This window comes from Blautia sp. MSJ-36 (genome assembly GCF_018917985.1).
GTDB lineage: Bacteria > Bacillota > Clostridia > Lachnospirales > Lachnospiraceae > Blautia_A.
Genome location: NZ_JAHLPQ010000001.1, coordinates 274,021 through 291,437, shown reverse-complemented (window position 1 = coordinate 291,437; position 17,417 = coordinate 274,021). Strand labels below are relative to the sequence as shown.

The 17,417-nt window shown below is 41.7% G+C and carries 17 protein-coding genes; 1 reads left to right on the top strand and 16 read right to left on the bottom strand.

From position 1 onward, the window contains the following. Positions 1 to 32: 32 nt before the first annotated feature. The 6 genes from KQI39_RS01340 to KQI39_RS01315 all read right to left on the bottom strand — a co-directional run bounded on the left by KQI39_RS01340 (position 33) and on the right by KQI39_RS01315 (position 6,904). Entirely contained in the window at positions 33 to 1,271 is a 1,239-nt protein-coding gene (locus KQI39_RS01340; protein ID WP_216415888.1) for a hypothetical protein, read from the bottom strand. Between the two features lie 82 nt (positions 1,272 to 1,353). After that, the gene (locus KQI39_RS01335) at positions 1,354 to 1,977 is read right to left on the bottom strand and encodes a GDSL-type esterase/lipase family protein (RefSeq protein WP_195566764.1); all 624 of its coding nucleotides are present in this window, start codon (positions 1,975 to 1,977) and stop codon (positions 1,354 to 1,356) included. A 186-nt stretch (positions 1,978 to 2,163) separates the two neighbouring features. Beyond that, positions 2,164 to 2,715 carry a DUF6465 family protein gene (locus KQI39_RS01330; RefSeq protein ID WP_173761693.1) on the bottom strand — a complete coding sequence of 184 codons (552 nt, stop codon included), beginning with the start codon at positions 2,713 to 2,715 and terminating at the stop codon, positions 2,164 to 2,166. 77 nt (positions 2,716 to 2,792) lie between these two features. Continuing rightward, positions 2,793 to 4,853 carry an ATP-dependent DNA helicase RecG gene (gene recG / locus KQI39_RS01325; protein WP_216415886.1) on the bottom strand — a complete coding sequence of 687 codons (2,061 nt, stop codon included), beginning with the start codon at positions 4,851 to 4,853 and terminating at the stop codon, positions 2,793 to 2,795. Positions 4,854 to 4,865: 12 nt separating this feature from the next. After that, entirely contained in the window at positions 4,866 to 6,485 is a 1,620-nt protein-coding gene (locus tag KQI39_RS01320; protein WP_180215092.1) for a DAK2 domain-containing protein, read from the bottom strand. 59 nt (positions 6,486 to 6,544) lie between these two features. Then, a complete protein-coding gene (locus KQI39_RS01315; RefSeq protein ID WP_015524900.1) occupies positions 6,545 to 6,904 on the bottom strand; it encodes an Asp23/Gls24 family envelope stress response protein in 360 nt (119 codons plus the stop codon). Between the two features lie 228 nt (positions 6,905 to 7,132). Here KQI39_RS01315 and rpmB point away from each other — a divergent pair, with 228 nt between their 5' ends. Next, complete coding sequence (gene rpmB, locus KQI39_RS01310) at positions 7,133 to 7,321, top strand: 50S ribosomal protein L28 (RefSeq protein ID WP_015524898.1); 189 nt, start codon at positions 7,133 to 7,135, stop codon at positions 7,319 to 7,321. A gap of 350 nt (positions 7,322 to 7,671) precedes the next feature. On the opposite strand, the gene KQI39_RS01305 is transcribed toward rpmB, so the two are convergent. From KQI39_RS01305 to ruvA, 10 genes are all read right to left on the bottom strand, one after another. Further along, on the bottom strand, positions 7,672 to 8,040 hold the full coding sequence (locus tag KQI39_RS01305; protein WP_148447893.1) for a GerW family sporulation protein: 369 nt from the start codon (positions 8,038 to 8,040) through the stop codon (positions 7,672 to 7,674). Then, positions 8,024 to 8,725, bottom strand: a complete 702-nt coding sequence (locus KQI39_RS17615) for a DUF2953 domain-containing protein (RefSeq protein ID WP_216415883.1) — start codon at positions 8,723 to 8,725, stop codon at positions 8,024 to 8,026. Before KQI39_RS17615 ends, KQI39_RS01305 begins: the two co-directional genes overlap by 17 nt. A gap of 391 nt (positions 8,726 to 9,116) precedes the next feature. Next, positions 9,117 to 9,416, bottom strand: a complete 300-nt coding sequence (locus KQI39_RS01295; protein ID WP_180215088.1) for a hypothetical protein — start codon at positions 9,414 to 9,416, stop codon at positions 9,117 to 9,119. A gap of 71 nt (positions 9,417 to 9,487) precedes the next feature. Continuing rightward, positions 9,488 to 9,943 (bottom strand): NUDIX hydrolase, encoded by a 456-nt coding sequence (locus KQI39_RS01290; protein ID WP_148447899.1) that lies wholly within the window; start codon positions 9,941 to 9,943, stop codon positions 9,488 to 9,490. Between the two features lie 108 nt (positions 9,944 to 10,051). Next, positions 10,052 to 11,530: a penicillin-binding transpeptidase domain-containing protein gene (locus KQI39_RS01285; protein WP_330385191.1), complete on the bottom strand. Its 1,479-nt coding sequence runs from the start codon at positions 11,528 to 11,530 to the stop codon at positions 10,052 to 10,054. Then, a complete protein-coding gene (locus tag KQI39_RS01280; RefSeq protein WP_216415881.1) occupies positions 11,448 to 12,827 on the bottom strand; it encodes an FtsW/RodA/SpoVE family cell cycle protein in 1,380 nt (459 codons plus the stop codon). Before KQI39_RS01280 ends, KQI39_RS01285 begins: the two co-directional genes overlap by 83 nt. A gap of 6 nt (positions 12,828 to 12,833) precedes the next feature. Continuing rightward, a complete protein-coding gene (locus KQI39_RS01275) occupies positions 12,834 to 14,993 on the bottom strand; it encodes a peptidase U32 family protein (protein WP_253293027.1) in 2,160 nt (719 codons plus the stop codon). A gap of 101 nt (positions 14,994 to 15,094) precedes the next feature. After that, positions 15,095 to 15,502, bottom strand: coding sequence for a cell division protein ZapA (locus KQI39_RS01270; protein ID WP_021976549.1), 408 nt, complete (start codon positions 15,500 to 15,502; stop codon positions 15,095 to 15,097). Between the two features lie 130 nt (positions 15,503 to 15,632). Beyond that, on the bottom strand, positions 15,633 to 16,643 hold the full coding sequence (ruvB, locus tag KQI39_RS01265) for a Holliday junction branch migration DNA helicase RuvB (RefSeq protein ID WP_173761696.1): 1,011 nt from the start codon (positions 16,641 to 16,643) through the stop codon (positions 15,633 to 15,635). A gap of 60 nt (positions 16,644 to 16,703) precedes the next feature. Beyond that, complete coding sequence (gene ruvA, locus KQI39_RS01260) at positions 16,704 to 17,315, bottom strand: Holliday junction branch migration protein RuvA (protein ID WP_148447909.1); 612 nt, start codon at positions 17,313 to 17,315, stop codon at positions 16,704 to 16,706. Positions 17,316 to 17,417: the final 102 nt, after the last annotated feature.

Genomic DNA, 17,417 nt, shown 5'->3' with positions numbered 1-17,417 from the left:
GTATTCCTGCCAGACAGCATCTTTTTTCTTATTCAGGATCTCTCAGGAGCTCTTTTTCCGCAAAAGGATGTAAAATAAAACAAAATCGCCAGACAACTGACGGCCAGCTCCCGATGTGTAAAAAAGGAATGGATATATGAATGGTTACTCATTATAAAATACCACACAAATGGCATACATGCTATAATTATAAAGACACTGTTACTGATAAAATTTATTTTATCAGTTTTTTTCTGAACACACCGGATCAACAGATAAACTACAAAAATCAATACCGGAACCAGTATTATTTTGGGAGAATTGGAAATATTTACTTTCCAGACATCCATATGTGTCCATGTATCATTACCGTTACTGGTAGATACACGAAAAGCAGCGGTATCTACTGCATTTTTAAGTACATTTTCACGAAGGATCAGACTTGAAATCAGCCACTTCGAGGCCCACATTCCTCCATAACCGATTCCCCATGATAACGTATAGCCCACCATATTCTTCCATTTCCCAAAACATCTGGAATTTTCGTCTGATATGATCGCAAAACATAGCAAAAATCCTACGCTTACCAACGGATATGTTAAAAGATCCAGATATGCAGTTACGATCCCGGAAAACAAAAACAGCAGTCCATATTGAGCATGAAAATTTTTTTCATATTTCAGCATGACCAGAATTTCCAGCAGTACCGGAATAAAAACTGTGGAAAACTGGAGAGATTTTCCCACTATATTTAAAGGAAAAAACATCAGCGTGATCAGAAATGGAAAGATATATCTGTTCCTGCCTTTTTTCTGCATAAGAAGACAAATCCAGACTATCAGCAAAAGATCCGTAAAAATAATCAGACTCCTTATTTGCTGATAATTAAAAACTTCCAGAAGAAGTTTAAGTGGGACAAGATATCCATGCCAGTACCTTGCATAAGATACCGATTTAGCATCTTTATCGTTCCTGTGTTCCAGCCAGGTTACAGCATATTTATCAGAATTTCTTTTTTTATAATTTCCGAAGGCCTTCTGAAGCAGCGGATACTTACTGTCATAGGATGCCATATTCAACATTATTGCATCGGTATAATTATCCCTCATTGTTCCCAAAATTCCAGGAGTCTCCACCGGATAATTCCCCTCTTCTGCCAAAACGGCCACAGATTCTTCCACATGTTTGTCTATGGATCTTTGCGGCAACGCGTAAGCAGCGGCCAGCAAAAAACTTCCACCTATAACAGAACATAAAAAAGCTGTAATATATGTAAATAAAGTTTTCTTCATATACCTGTTCTCCTTCAATTTAATACTTTTTAATAGTATCATATTATTCACATTGACACAAGGAGACAGTATATTTGGTTTTCTACAGCAGTTTCTGTAATTTCCTGTACACTACTTCTGCAAATTTTTTATGTCCTTCCGCATTAAGATGTTCCTGATCTGCCTCACAGCACTTGACATGATCGGCGGCCGGAAGAAATTCAATTTGCCGGTCCCTGGCTATTTTTTCATAAACAGGCTGGAGATTTCTGGAAACAGTTACCGATTCTCTGGAAAACTCCTGGTCATATCCCTCCTGCCACACCTTTTTCCCAAGATAAATCGGTGATATCAGAAGAACTTCAGCTTTTGGTGCATATTCCTGAATCTGATCCAGAAGACGGCTGATTCCCTTTCCGATCACGTCTGCCGATGCGCCAAATACCGTTTTGCAGTCATTGGTTCCCAGCATCAGAGTGATTACATCTACCTGGGCATGTGTTTCCAGCAATGTGGGCAGAAGTGCCGTGCCTTTTCTTCCATCGCGGAGAGGATCTTCAAAAACTGTTGTCCTTCCGCAAAGTCCCTCTTCAATAATCCTGTATTCTTCCTGATTCAGTTTTTCCTGAAGAAGACTGGTCCAGCGCACACCCCATGGAAGTCTTTTTCTGCTTTCGCCATCATATCCCCAGGTATTGGAGTCTCCAAAACATAATATTTGCTTCATCTTTATATCCTCTTTTTCATATATACTTACTATGTTTATTGATGTAGCTATCGTATCATGGCTTTTCCAGTTCGTCAAATATGTAAAAGAAATAGCCTGCTATAGTTGTTCGCTATAGCAGGCTATCCAATATACTCATAAAATGTATACGTTCGTTCAAACAGATCATTAAATTGTCAATTCTGATCAGAGACCAATAAATCCTGTAACATCTCCATTAATTACATAATGAGCTCCATTATCTTCCGGTTTGATATAAATCTTGAGATCTTTCAGATCAGAAGCTTTTTTGCCCATATCATCTGTCCAGATCTTTCTGATCCGGTCAGCAACTTCGGAAGTATGTATCTCTTTACCCCAGTACTGAACATATACTTCTGTAACTGTCTCTGTTTTTTTAGCAGTTGTTTTTCTTGTTGTTGTTTTAGCAGCTGTCTTTGTGGTTTTCTTTGCTGTTGTTGTTTTTCTTACTGTTTTCTTTGCAGCAGGTTTCTTTGCCGGTTCTTCCACCTCGGCAGCAACTGGCTTTTCTTCAACAGTTTTTGTTTCTGCTGGTTTTGTTTCTACTGGTTTTTCAGCTGCTTTTGTCTCTACAGAAACTTTTGCATCGTCTGTTTTCGGTGTTTCAGCCTTAACGGCATTCTCTTCGGATGTGGTTACTACAGATTTTGCAGGAGTCTCACTTACTGAAGCCGTTTTTACAGTTGTCTTGGTTGCAGCTTTCTTTGTTCTAGCCATTTGATAGCCTCCTTACAAGGGATTTGTTAATCTTTTCTCGAAGTTAAGGATATCACTTTTCATGACTTAACGCAAGATCAGATACCGAGATTTTCCAGATCTTCACTCATATAATCAAGTAACCGTGCTTTTAAAAGTTCATGTTGCGGCAGACACAGATCGAAATCCAATGCCAGAATTTCTCCTGCTGTTTCACTTGCATCTTTTAATATACCGGCATCATTGTAGATATCACCAATCTTAAATTCCATCAGTCCGCTTTGACGAATTCCAAAAAGATCTCCCGGACCACGAAGTTTCAAATCTTCTCCGGCAATAAAAAATCCGTCATTGGATTCATTCAGAATTTTCAGTCGTTTGGAAGTATCTTCTTCATTGTTTCCCTGAATAAAAATACAGTATGACTGATGTTCCCCACGTCCTACGCGCCCACGAAGCTGATGAAGCTGAGCAAGTCCAAAACGTTCTGCATTTTCCACCATCATGACCGTCGCGTTTGGTACATTGACCCCGACTTCTACAACGGTTGTGGATACAAGGATCTGGATTTCTCCTGACGCAAAAGATTCCATAATCTTATTTTTTTCTTTTGGTTTCATCTTTCCATGCAGAATTTCTATACGGATATCTTCCGGCAATGCTTCCCGGAGTTTTTCTGCATAATCCGTTACATTTTCCGCATCCAGCCCTTCACTTTCTTCAACCATGGGGCAGATTACATAAGCCTGCCTTCCTGCATGGACTTGTTTTTCTATAAAAGAATACGCTTTCGGACGATAGGCTGTTCCTACTACACAGTTTTTGATCGGGAGACGTTTGGCAGGAAGTTCATCGATAATGGAAATATCCAGATCTCCATACAAAATAATTGCCAGCGTTCTTGGAATTGGTGTCGCACTCATAACCAGAACATGTGGAGGATTCCCCCTGGTTGTCAGTGCTTCTCTCTGCCGAACACCAAATCTGTGCTGTTCATCTGTAATCACAAGACCAAGATTCTTATATTCTACTTTTTCCTGAATCAGAGCATGGGTTCCAATAATAATATTAACTTCTCCGCCTGCAATCTTCTGATAGATCTCCCGTTTCTGTTTCGCTGTTGTCGATCCGGTCAGAAGTACAGGACGACAGGAAGTAATCTTCTGTTCTTCCATCAGATTCAGAAATCCCTCATAATGCTGATTCGCAAGTACTTCTGTAGGCACCATCAAAGCACTTTGAAAACCATTCTCTGCCGAAAGTATCATCGCAAGAAATGCAATCACCGTTTTTCCACTTCCGACATCTCCCTGTACCAGCCGTGACATCAGCTTATGGCCGCTCAAATCTCTTTCAATCTCATGCCATACATTTTTCTGAGCATTTGTCAGTTCATAGGGCAAACCTTCTATGATTTCCTCCGTCGTCCATACCGGTTTCATGGGAAAAGTATTCAAAGCCTCTTCTGTTTTTTCTTTCAGAAGCTGCACTGCCAGCACAAAAAGAAGAAACTCATCAAACACCAGTCTTTTTCTCGCAGTAAGCAGTTCCTGCATATTTTTCGGAAAATGTATAGTACGTACCGCAAAATTATCATCTGCCAGCTGATAACGTTCCCGGATCTCTTCTGGCAAATATTCGGTTTTCAAAGGCCGTGTGTCAAGAACCTGATGAACCAGCTTCGTGATTGCCTTATTGGAAAGCCCTTTGGTCAGTGCATACACCGGTTGCATACTGTGAACAATCTCTTCATACGCTGCAGGGGTAAAAATTTCTGGATGTTCCATCTGCAGACGACCTTTTTTGCGGATAATCTTTCCGCGTAAAATAAATACACTGCCCTTTTTCAGACTTCCTCGCAAATACGGCGCATTAAACCAGGCAACTGGAAGACGCCCGCTCTGATCCGCCACGGTTGTAGAAAGTACCTGCAGATTACGTACCTGATTAATATAGAGACTGCCAGTTATTGTTGCACGGATGGAAACTGTTTTTCCTTCCTCTGCCGTCCCAATCTCAACCGGCTCTTCATATACATCGTAAGTTCGCGGATAATAACGGAGAAGCTCCTCCACTGTCGTAATTCCGATCTTCTGGAAAAGCTTCTCTGTTTTATCACCCACGCCTTTTAATTCACGTAAAGGTGTTTTATCATTCATTTTTTCTACTCTTTATTCTACGGAAATCAAGTAATAATAAATTGGCTGACCACCCTGGTTCAACTCAACTTCACACTCCGGATATTTCTCCGCAAGCGCATCGGAAAGTGCCTCCGCATCCGCTTCGGATACATCTTCACCATAGTATACACTGATGATCTCTGCTTCCTCATCGATCATTTCCGCTACCATATCTTCTGCTACCTGAAGGCGTTCCTTACCTACTGCAAGAATACCTGCATCACCGATTCCCATGATATCACCCTCATGGATCTCTTTATCATCAATGCGGGTATCACGAACGGCATAGGTAACCTGACCGGTTTTCACTCTGGAAATCGCCTCTGTCATAGAAGCAAGATTTTCCTCACCATTCTTTTCAGGAACAAAACTGATCATTGCGGAAATTCCCTGTGGAATCGTCTTCGTCGGCACTACAATAATTTCCTTGTCTTCTGTCAGATCTCTTGCCTGATTTGCTGCAAGAATGATATTTTTATTATTCGGGAAAATGTAAATCGTTTTTGCATTTACTTTTTCAATGGCATTGAGCATATCTTCTGTACTTGGATTCATAGTCTGACCACCTTCAATCAGGTAATCTACGCCAAGTTCACGGAAAATCTGAGAAAGTCCCTCTCCTACGGATACAGAAATAAATCCGTTTTCTTTCGGTGGCTCTTTCTCCTTCTCGGCCTGTTCTCTGGCAAGTTTCTCTGCATCTTTGATCAGTTTCTCCTGATGCTCCTCGCGCATATTGTCAATTTTCATACGGGAAAGCTGTCCATATGTGAGTGCACGTTCAAATGCCTGTCCCGGATGATTTGTGTGTACATGGACCTTTACAATTTCATCGTCTGCTACCAGTACAATGGAATCTCCAATCGAATCCAGGAATTCACGGAAGCGGTTGATTTCTTCCTGCGGAAGCGGTTTCTCAAGAAGAATGATAAATTCTGTACAATATCCAAATTTAATATCAGCCTCAGCCTGCGGAGAAATCTTGGTTACTTTCGGAGCAGCAGATGCCTCGAACTGGGAATAATCCACCTCTTTCCCATGGTATCCGTCAATGGCTCCACGAAAAACCTCCAGAAGTCCCTGTCCGCCGGAATCCACAACACCTGCTTCTTTCAGAACCGGGAGCATTTCCGGAGTTCTGGCAAGCGTTTCCTCTGCATGCTGAAAAATCCCATCAAAAAATGATTCCAGATCCTCTGCTGTATCTGCAAGTTCTGCCGCTCTGTCTGCTGCTGCTCTGGCAACGGTAAGGATCGTTCCTTCCTTCGGCTTCATAACTGCCTTATATGCTGTTTCAACACCTCGCTCCATAGCTGCGGCGATAGCAGGTGCATCCAGATCATTAAGTTTACGTACACCTCTGGTAAAACCACGCAGAAGCTGTGACAGAATAACACCGGAATTACCTCTGGCTCCACGAAGAGAACCAGATGAAATAGCCTTCGCCAGCGTTTCCATATCCGGATCTGTAAGAGCACCTACTTCGGAAGCGGCAGACATGATGGTAAGTGTCATGTTCGTTCCCGTATCCCCGTCAGGTACGGGAAACACATTTAGTTCATTAATCCATTCTTTCTTCGCTTCCAGATTCTTGGCTCCTGCCAGAAACATTCTGGAAAGTATTTTAGCATCTATGGTTTTGTTATTCACCACAAGTTCCTCCTCTAAAACTAATCTATAGCGCGTACGCCTTCAACCATAATGTTAATCTTTTCGATCTCCATTCCTGTAAAGGCTTCGACTTTATATTTTACATTGTTGACAAGATTGTCTGCAATAGTACTGATATTCACGCCATATGCTACGATGACATGGAAATTCAGTCGGATCTTATTATCATCGGTAATCTTAACACTGATACCATGTTTCAGGCTGTCAATACGTAAAAGTTTAACCAGTCCATCCTTCATACTGATAGCTGCCATTCCAATAATACCAAAGCATTCTACCGCCACACTGCCGGCATAGGTTGCGATGACATCCGTATCAATTACGATCTGACCCAATCCGGAATCTATACGTCCATTCATATGGTTACCTCCACTGTTTCATTTAAAATTAAATTATATAAATCTATTATAACCTTTTTTTTCCGAGAACACAACGCTTAATTTCGCCATGATTTTCATGGTTCTCTCCAATATAAAGCAGTGATAAAAAAACTCTTTGCAGAATTTTTGATAAATTTCCTTTTTTTGCTTGCAAAAGAGCAATTCATCTGTTAAAATGGTGACTGTTGATAAAAGGAGGTGCTATTCATGGCTAAATGTGCAATCTGCGATAAAGGAGCTCATTTCGGAAACAATGTGAGTCATTCCCATAGAAGATCCAACAAAATGTGGAAATCTAACGTTAAATCCGTCAGAGTAAAAACAACTGCCGGCGGAGCAAAGAAAATGTATGTATGTACTTCTTGTTTAAGATCCGGAAAAGTTGAGAGAGCGTAAGTAGTATCGTATGCCCCCGTAGAATGCGGGGGCTGTTTTTTTACCTTTTTATAAAAATTCAAAACAAAAGGGAGGCATGCCTTAACCGCACACTTCCCCTTTATCTGCAAAACATATGATATCCACATAGCAGACATATCACTGCAATTGAAATCACAATAAAATTTTCTGTAATAAGAATTCCAAGAACCATTCCAACCCCGATAAAAAACAGCATAAAACCTGTTAGCTTTCCCACTCCTGTCTGCCCATTTCTCTTTTCTTGTTACAGTATATGCACAGAACCGAAAGTAAGTACTGTCTACAGCCGCAAAATCTTATGTCATTCCGAAACCGGCTAAAAAACACTTCTATTCTTCCTTATCCGTATCGTCATCTCCGCCTGCACCAGGTACAAAACGATTTACAAAATCCGGAACCATATCCAGAACCTTGGTAAGTCCATCCTGATTCTTCACATTCACAAGTTTGGTAGTTCCATTCTGGATCACAAGTACTGCACAGGGAGTCATTTTTCCGGCAAGTCCCCCACCTCCGTTGTTCTTCTTGTCTCCCTCAAAGGCTCCGGCACCTACACCGAAAGATACATCGACAAGAGGAAGGATAATCGTATCACCTACATGAATAGCATCTCCTACAACAGTTTTGGCAGATACAAAACCATCCATTCCTTTAAACAATGAGTTCACGGTATCCTTGAAATTATTCTCTTTCTCCATGTTTTACCTCCTTATGTCTCCACCTGTGGATGACGTATTTGATATTTTTATTGAAATAAAGTTCTACTGCCGTCTTTAAAAGTATCACGCCGTATATCCGGCCTTTCAGCATAATCTCCCCTTCCAGAATGTTTTCCCCGTCAAAAAGAGGTTTTACGGTTACTTTATTCTTGTGAAAAGGTATCGTCATTCCCATTACAGCTAACACGGTGCCTGTAACCGCAGGATCTTCGCATCCAAATGTAATCATACCTGTAACTTTGGTAGGAAATATATGGCGCAGCAGTTTTTTGGCATCTTTCCATACAAGAGAAATCGCTGCTCTTGTTCGTGGATGATTTATAAAATCTCTCCACCTTTTTATCTTATCACAGAATTTTCTGATTGTTAATGCGAAATTCCGGATCTTTTTCTGAATCTTTCCAGGAAATTCTATAACACTACAAATCCGTTTACGGAGTGCTCTTCCTGCTTTTTTTATTTTTTCCACAATTCCCGAAATTAAGCCAGAAATACTTTTCCGGGATTTTTTTTCATCTTTTTTTATTTCGTCTGCCAGCGGTATCCGACTGGATTCTTCCACTGAATCCTGGATATTATATTCCGTCCCTTCTTTCGGCATGTCTGGCTTCTCTTCCTGGCAGACCGGGATATCCGTCTGCTGTGTACCTTTCTCAGATTCCACCGAAGAATTCTCTTCTATTATAATTACAGGAGATTCCCTTTTCTTTTCTGCATTCTGAAATTCTGTCTTTTCTAATGAAGTTTGTGGTTTTTTCTTTCTTCTGTCTCTAAACGCTTTCAGCTTCGACAATGGTATTCCCAAAACATAAATTTCTGTTTCAGGGCTTCCTCCCTGCCAAAATGCTTTGACAGAAATCCCGTGAAACAACCAGCTTATCTCTCCAAAAGCCTCTATCTCTCGGATCCCTTCTGTCCGTTCCTTTTTTACCTTTCCTCGATATCTGACAGGACAAAATAAAAGGAGCAATGCGCCTAGAAGTATCAGACCGATAACAATCCCCAGAAGTATCAATATCACTTTTAGTATGAGCCATAATATGTGCAGCATTCATTCACCTGTTCTTCAGATATTCTTTTATTTTAAAGTCTCCGGTTTCTTTATAAACCTGCTCAACGACATCCCGTACCATCTGAATTGCCTCGTCTTTTCCTTTGGCCATACCAATAATCAACGGACAGATTGCCCTGGCTCCCCGTTGTACCAGTGTAACCGCAGGAAGGATTTCCAGAATGTTTCCAGGATTGTCTGATAATGTAACAATATAAATGTCCGGAACACATTTTCCGGCAGTGATCCGTGCTCTCACTCTGGTTGGATTTTTTACACCGTCTCCAATATAATAATTTTTCATCCATTTCAGCACCCTACGATCACCTCCATATGTCAAACAGGGCTGCGTAAAAACACAGCCCTGTCCTGTTGCTAAAAATACTTTTGCTGTTTCGCCCAGACGCCTTCACTCCGCATCTCCAGATACTCCTGATATGCCTGTTCCACAATATGCTTCTCGTTGGAAAAACGAAGAAGATGATAAATCTCATGAAACTTATAGTATCCAGAATCTACAAAATATTCCTCACGCTGGGGTTTGCTATGATAATTATCAGCTATCATGAGATACCAGTGTACCTCTTTCATTACCACGTCCTCCGGAACTGTGAAATTATACTGGCTCTTTCCGATATATTTCACAATCGAAGCTCTGACACCTGCCTCTTCCTTCACTTCACGTAAAGCAGTCTGTTCAAAAGTCTCTCCTTTTTCTACAGTTCCTTTCGGAAGCACCCATCCTTCATAACGGTTCCTGTAGGATTTATACAATGCCAGGATCTTACCCCGATGAATTACCACACCGCCACAGCTTGTTGCTTCTATCATATTGCAATCCTCCTGTAATGCGTGTGTCTTTTGCACTGACTACAGTATACCTCTTTTTTCACTTATAAGCAAGGGGCAAGAAGCAGATACTGTTTCAATTTTAGCAACTTAATCAAAATAATATGCATCAAATATATCTCCAGCAATTGGAACAGCTGCCTCACTTCCGGTTCCACCATTCTCAACAATTACGGCAACCGCAATATCCGGATCATCCACATTCGAATATCCGATAAACCAGGAATGACTGGAGCCATTTTCATCAAACTCTGCAGAACCTGTTTTTCCTGCAACTGTATATCCACGTCCATTCAGTGCGGATGCTGTACCATTCTCAACAACGTTCTTCATCAGCTTTCCGAGAATATTCGCCTCATTGCTTGTCATTAAACGTTTATACTCTGTTTTTTCTGTTTCCCTAACGGTATCTCCGGAATTATTCACAATCTTATCAATCATGGTCGGTTTCATCAGTACACCGTCATTGGCAATGGCACTTGTAATCAGCGCCATGTGCATAGGTGATACAAGCGTATTGCCCTGTCCAATAGAAGTCTGCATCACAAGTGCATTCGGAGAATTTTTATCCAGCGTAAAACGGCTGGTTTTATAGGAATTCAGGGGAAGTGCTTTATTAAAAAGCAGATCTTCTGCCGTACTGCGTAGAGAACTGCTGCCAAGGCTCAGCCCCATATCCGCAAATGCACAGTTACAGGAATGGGCAAATGCCGAATAAAAATCTTCCTGTCCATGAACCGCGCCATTGTAGCACTGAATCGTATGATCATCTACTGTAATACTGCCCTGACACAGATAAGAATATCCTTCCAGGGAACCTTTTTGCCGAAAATAATCCAGCGCTGTGACAACTTTAAATGTAGATCCAGGAGGATATGCTCCATTTGTGGCACGGTTAAGAAGGCTACTGTTATTCTCGTCATTAACGAGGCTATCCCAGTTCTGTGCTATGGTATTCGGATCAAAGTCCGGCTTGCTCACCATAGCAAGAATTCTTCCGGTCGACGGTTCCAACACAACTACGGCACCTCTTCGATCTCCCAGAGAATTATAGGCAGTCGTCTGAAGATCTGCACTCAAACTGGATATCACCGTATCTCCCTGATTCTTTTTCCCTAAAAATTCATTCTTCATCTGTTCCAGAAAAAAAGAATGCGAAGTCAGAAGCTGAAAATTCGCTTCTGATTCCAGTCCACTTTTACCATTGGTATCATAACCGACCGCATGTGCAAAAATATTGGCAAAAGGATACGTCCGTTCCTCCGTACCATCTTCGTATACATTGGTCTGTGCCAGAATTTCTCCATCCGAAGACTGAATACTTCCACGGACTACCCGATCTGAAAATGTATCCTGTCTGGTATTATACGGACTGTTTATAAAATCTTCACTTTTTATGGCATCAAAATAGATCAGATACCCAATCAGACTGACAAAAATCAGTATGAAGAATGCCGATACAAAGGTAAACGGTCGGTTCTTCCTCCTACGGAGCCTGGCGGCGTCCCGTTCTCTCAGGCGTCGCTCTCTTTCCTCTTCTTTCAAACGTTTCTTTTCGCTGCGTCTCAATTTCCTCGTCCTCATCTTCCCTCAGAATATAAAGTCCCTGAATAATTGCCAGCATCAGGATGGTACACATAACAGAACTGCCTCCGTAACTTACCAGAGGAAGAGTAACACCTGTCATCGGAATAAACTTGGTTGCTCCACCAATAGTCAGAAATACCTGAAAAGCATATTCTGTTCCCAGTCCCAGTGCTATCAGCTTATAAAACGGATTCCGGATTTTCAGTGCAATGGTAACTATCATGAGGAAAAAGCTGGTACACACCAGAATAAGGCAGATCGCAAAAATCCCTCCCAGTTCCTCACAGATCGCGCTAAAAATAAAGTCGTTCTTTACAACCGGAATTTTTTCCGGAGATCCCTGGCAAAGTCCCATTCCAAACCATCCGCCGGTTCCAATTGCAAATAATGACTGTACAATCTGATAACCTTCATTCTGATAAACCGCCATTGGATCTTTCCATGCGCTGACTCGCTGGCGGACATGTCCAAAAAGATGGTATGCAATCACAGCTCCTACACAGCCTCCGCCAAGTCCCAGAAACATATATCCCTGATTTCTGGTTGCAACATAAATCAGCACAAGATAGGTAACAAAAAAGATTACGGCACTTCCCAGATCTCTGGAAAGAACCAGAATTCCTACATGAATCACCGCAACAACTGTGGCCAGTACGACTTTTCGGAAATCCACCCTCGTACTGAGAAGCGATGCCATAAAAAATACAAAGGTAATTTTGATTACTTCTGATGGCTGAATTCCCATAAGGGAAAGCTTTGCACCATAACTTGTTCTTGCCAGAACAAGAACTGCTGCCAGCAAAACAATACCGATTCCTGCATAAATCCACGTAAGATCTTTCAGAAACTTCATTTTCCGAATCATCACGGGAATCACAAGTGATACTGCACTTCCTGCTGCCACAATCAGAAGCTGCTTGTTTGCAGATGGAAGGGATAGTCTGCACAGCATAATAAATCCCACACTCAGAAGCATGCACATATTATTCAGAAGAAGTAACGATGCATCCCGATAGATAATCCGATACAAAATCTGAATTGTCGCAAAAAAGAACATCATTTCAATATAAAACAGAATGACTTTAAAATCCATGCTCTTCAGATAGATCACAAGAAATGCTGTAAAATCAATAAAGAAAATCATAGTCAGCTGTTGATGAAGCAGTTCTTTTTTTTCTTCCTCATCCTGTCGCCATACCATATAAAAGCAGTGAAAGGTATAGACAATCATCAGCGTGAGGATCACATATTTGGATAATTCTGTAATTACGTTAATCATACACTTTTACTCGGCTCCTCTTTTAAAATGGCCTTTTGTATATTTACGTCCGGAAGGTTTTCCATTTCCCTGATAAATATTTCTAAACTCTTCCAGAACCGCTTTTGCTTCCGTTGGTGCTTCAACGGTAAATGCCAGCCTTAAAGACTGAAGATTTAATTTTTCCACACGTTCTTTTTCACCTGTAAGTCCATAGGGAATGCTGTTATATATAATATTATAACAGTATTTCGCCTTCGTCGGGTCAATTTTTCCCCAGGGGATACAGCAACACTTTACCGGAAATTCACTGTTATAGCGATCTTTCAGATAGACCGTTTCACATTTCCCGGTACATCCGAAAAGATTCTTTCTCACACACTGCGCGGAAACCATCAGTGGAATATACCCGTACAGAAGAAGTTCCGAGGAAGTATTATCCCGATGCTTTAGTTCTCCTTCATTCAGTTCAAGAGGAACCGCGTTTCGAAGAATTCCTTCTTCTTTCCAGAAATCTATTGCCTGGTTATTCCATGTATACATAGATGCATCCAGTACACATTTTTCTTCGTACCCGAGTTTTTTTAATGCGGCATAGGACTCCAAATTTCTTACCAGAAATCCCTTCATTCCCTGACTCATCCAGCTCTCTGCTGCCTGAACCCATTCTTCCGGAATCGGACCTCGATGAATATGTGGCGTGGAAAGATATAATTCCTTCTGTTTTGCAAGCTCCGGCGAAAAATACTTCTTCATGATATCAAATGGAAAATAAAAACCTGTAATTCCCTTTTCTTTCAGAAATGCTTCCGCAACATCTTCGCGTTCACAGGACACATACAGCGGGCATTCTTTTATTTCAGATCCTGAACAGACATGGCTCTTTTTATGCTCTTCTGTCTGTTTTTCCGGACAGTTTCTTCTACTGCATCCGGACAGTTTTTCTCTCATCTGTTCCAGTGCATCTCTACGCACTTCATTGAGAACTTTTACCGGAACAAAAATTCTTCCATTTGTTTCAATCTTCAGGCTCTCCCATTGAAATTCTGTGTTTCCAAGCTTTTCCATTTGCTGGCGGATTCTTGTTTCCTCCATGGGCTGATTCTTCGCGAACTGAACTTCACCGCCCATGGCTGTCACTGTTTTATCCCTGCAGGTTATTTCCAGTATAACAGGACTTTCCGGAGAAAGTATTAAATTCCCATGAATTTTTTCTTTTATTTTTCTGATCTCCGGCTGAATATTGCCAGATTTCTTCTCATTTGCAAAAGCCATCATCTCAGGGCCACGATACATATCATAATATCCGGTGCAGGATCCTCCCCTGCTGAAAAGATCAAGAAGATATTTCCGGTCTTCCTGCTGAACAGAATATTTCTTTCCACTCAGATAAAGGTCCAGATATTTTCGATACATGGCTGTAACACCCGCGGTATAACCTGGCTGTTTCATACGGCCTTCAATTTTCAGTGACATCACACCTGCTTCCAGAATATCCGGAAGAATATCCAGTGTACAAATATCTTTCAGGCTTAATGCACAGAAATTTTTATCCCCTTTGTATTTTCTGTGATCATATGTTCCGCTGTAAGGAAGCCTGCAGGGCTGTGCACATCTTCCACGGTTTCCACTTCGGCCGCCAAAGATACTGCTCATCAGACACTGACCGGAATAACTGTAACAGAGTGCTCCATGAATAAATGTTTCAATTTCCAGCGGGCTTATCCGATGCATAGCTGCAATTTCTTCCAGCGAAAGTTCCCTTGCCGGAACCACACGGGTCGCCCCTTTTTCTTCCAGGAATTTCATACCTTCCGGGCCTGTGACAGTCATCTGTGTACTTGCGTGAATATCCAGATCCGGAAAGTTCCGACGGATAAAAGAAAACACTCCCATATCCTGTACAATTACTGCATCAAGCCCTGCTTCGTAGTATGGTGCCAGATACTCAAAAAGCTGACCTTCCAGTTCTCTATTTTTCAGTAATGTATTAACTGTAAGATACAATTTCCGGTTATGGATATGTGCCGTTTCAATGGCTGTTACCAGTTCTTCCTGAGAAAAATTCTGTGCATAAGCCCTTGCTCCAAAAGCCGGGCCTCCTACATACACTGCATCTGCACCAGCTCCTATGGCCGCTTCAAAACTCTCATAAGAACCTGCTGGTGAAAGCAATTCTGTTATCATCTTTTTCAAAATATTCCCCCATTTCCTGTCTTTTAATCCAATTCTGTCCCGTAAAGCATTCAAGAAAACAAAAGAGGATTACCGAAGCAATCCCCCCATTCTTATTTGAGCAATTCGTCAAGCTCTTTTTCCAGTTCTTTCACCTTGCCATCCAGAAGATTCTTCTGATCCTGAGCTTCCTGTTCTGCTTTCTTTGCCTCTTCAATCTGCATTTTCAGAGAAATCAGTTCATGTTTCAGATCATACATCTCCTGGTCTTTCTGCTGTAGATCCTGTTCAAAAATCTCCGCCTGTTTTTTCGCTTTAAAATAATCATCTGTAATATTCAGACTGAGCAATGTGTGCTTGGTTTCCATGGCCTGTCTGGAATATCCCGGCATCTGGCTCAGTTCACTGATCTTATTATTCATATAAGCTGCGACCTTCTGAAAGTACTCCTCAGATTCATATCCGCCCAGAGTAATAATCTTTCCATCGATAACAACCTGTGCTGTATTCTTTACCGCCATTCGTAAAGCCTCCTGAATTCATCTGTTACTGGTCATTTCCACAATAACATTCCTCTATATTGCTAGCCTTACAGCTCACAACTTCTTTCATTATAACTGATTCCGCTAAAAATGTATAGAAGTTTTTCTATTATTTTGTCGATATATCAGGACGGGGATATCCAAGATGGGTATATGCAAGCACAGAAGCCATCCTTCCACGGGGTGTTCTGTTCAGGAATCCGGTCTGCAGAAGATAAGGTTCATACACGTCTTCCAATGTTCCGGAATCCTCTCCAATAGAAGCCGCAAGTGTTTCCAGTCCTACCGGACCACCCTGAAAATTCAGAATCAGCGTCTGCAGAATACGGCGATCCGTTTTATCAAGACCATACTGGTCTACCTCCAGAAGATCCAACGCAAAACAGGCAACCTCATAGGTAATCACACCATCGTATTTAACCTGGGCAAAATCTCTTACCCTTTTCAGAAGGCGGTTCGCAAGCCTTGGTGTTCCTCTGGAGCGCTTGGCAATTTCAGCCGCTCCATTTGGTTCAATTTCTACTCCCAGAACCTGTGCGGATCGCAGAACAATGGTGGTAAGTTCCTTTTTGTTGTAAAATTCCAAACGCTGTGTTACTCCAAAACGATCACGAAGGGGAGCTGAAAGAAGGCCAGCTCTGGTAGTCGCCCCAACCAATGTAAATTTCGGAAGATCCAGACGGATCGAGCGGGCAGACGCTCCCTTACCAATCATAATATCAATGGCAAAATCCTCCATAGCCGGATACAAAACTTCCTCCACCTGACGGTTCAGTCTGTGGATTTCGTCCACAAATAGTACATCTCCTTCCTGAAGATTATTCAAAATTGCAGCCATTTCCCCCGGTTTCTCAATAGCTGGTCCGGAAGTAACTTTCATGTGTGTTCCCATTTCATTGGCAATGATTGCGGAAAGTGTTGTCTTTCCAAGACCTGGAGGTCCATAAAACAGTACATGATCCAGAGAATCATGGCGTTGTTTCGCCGCCTCAATATAGATTTTCAGGGTATCTTTTGTTTTTTGCTGACCAATATACTCTTCCAGACTCTGAGGCCTTAAGTTTCCCTCCAGGGAAAAGTCCTCTTCTGTAACGTCTGTTGTAATGATCCTGTTTTCCATTTATTATGCTCCGTTCCTAATGTAACGCGGATATTTGCATTCCGCCTTGCCATATGCCCATTAAAAATTTTTCAGTGCAGCCCGAAGAATCGCTTCCACATCATCTGCCTGCACTTCCTCAGGAACTTTCCGTACTGCCCGCAACGCATCTGCCGAACTGTATCCCAATGCAACCAGGGCTTCCACCGCTTCCTGACGACTATCTCTGAGATCAGAAGCTCCTGCTGCCACTTCTTCCTGCTGATGTGCAAGCTTCATCTCAAACGCATCTTCCAGCTTCAGTTTGTCTTTCAACTCCAGAATCATTTTCTGTGCAGTCTTTTTACCGATTCCGGGGGCTTTTGATATTGTCTTTACATCATCGGACAATACCGCAAAACGCAGTTCATCCGCACTGATTCCGGAAAGAATTCCCAAAGCGCCTTTCGGTCCTACTCCATTTACCCCGATCAGCAATTTGAACATGCCAAGATCATCTTTTGAAAAAAAGCCATACAGTTGAAGAATATCTTCCCTTACATAAAGAAATGTATGTATTTTTTTCTCATCACCAATGTGCGCTTTCTCAAGATCCTGACCTGTCATATAGATCTCATAACCAAGTCCGCCATTTTCCATAATAAGGAAATTTTCACCAATATCTGCTACTGTACCTTTTACAAAAGAAATCAAAATTAACGGCTCCTTCCCGAAAACAGCAACTGAACATCTGTTTCCCATATGAACGCAATAGTAACATAATTCTCAAAAAAAATCAACCCGGAATACGAAACT

Excerpts from the sequence above, each read along its gene's own strand:
- recG (WP_216415886.1), bottom strand. The coding sequence starts at position 4,853 with ATGAATGATAAAACACCTTTACGTGAATTAAAAGGCGTGGGTGATAAA.
- KQI39_RS01340 (WP_216415888.1), bottom strand. The coding sequence starts at position 1,271 with ATGAAGAAAACTTTATTTACATATATTACAGCTTTTTTATGTTCTGTT.
- KQI39_RS01330 (WP_173761693.1), bottom strand. The coding sequence starts at position 2,715 with ATGGCTAGAACAAAGAAAGCTGCAACCAAGACAACTGTAAAAACGGCT.
- KQI39_RS01335 (WP_195566764.1), bottom strand. The coding sequence starts at position 1,977 with ATGAAGCAAATATTATGTTTTGGAGACTCCAATACCTGGGGATATGAT.
- KQI39_RS01295 (WP_180215088.1), bottom strand. The coding sequence starts at position 9,416 with ATGAAAAATTATTATATTGGAGACGGTGTAAAAAATCCAACCAGAGTG.
- KQI39_RS01305 (WP_148447893.1), bottom strand. The coding sequence starts at position 8,040 with ATGGAGAAAGAGAATAATTTCAAGGATACCGTGAACTCATTGTTTAAA.
- KQI39_RS01315 (WP_015524900.1), bottom strand. The coding sequence starts at position 6,904 with ATGAATGGACGTATAGATTCCGGATTGGGTCAGATCGTAATTGATACG.
- KQI39_RS01280 (WP_216415881.1), bottom strand. The coding sequence starts at position 12,827 with ATGATTAACGTAATTACAGAATTATCCAAATATGTGATCCTCACGCTG.
- KQI39_RS01290 (WP_148447899.1), bottom strand. The coding sequence starts at position 9,943 with ATGATAGAAGCAACAAGCTGTGGCGGTGTGGTAATTCATCGGGGTAAG.
- rpmB (WP_015524898.1), top strand. The coding sequence starts at position 7,133 with ATGGCTAAATGTGCAATCTGCGATAAAGGAGCTCATTTCGGAAACAAT.
- KQI39_RS01320 (WP_180215092.1), bottom strand. The coding sequence starts at position 6,485 with ATGTTTCTGGCAGGAGCCAAGAATCTGGAAGCGAAGAAAGAATGGATT.
- KQI39_RS01270 (WP_021976549.1), bottom strand. The coding sequence starts at position 15,502 with ATGGCGGTAAAGAATACAGCACAGGTTGTTATCGATGGAAAGATTATT.
- KQI39_RS01275 (WP_253293027.1), bottom strand. The coding sequence starts at position 14,993 with ATGATAACAGAATTGCTTTCACCAGCAGGTTCTTATGAGAGTTTTGAA.
- ruvB (WP_173761696.1), bottom strand. The coding sequence starts at position 16,643 with ATGGAAAACAGGATCATTACAACAGACGTTACAGAAGAGGACTTTTCC.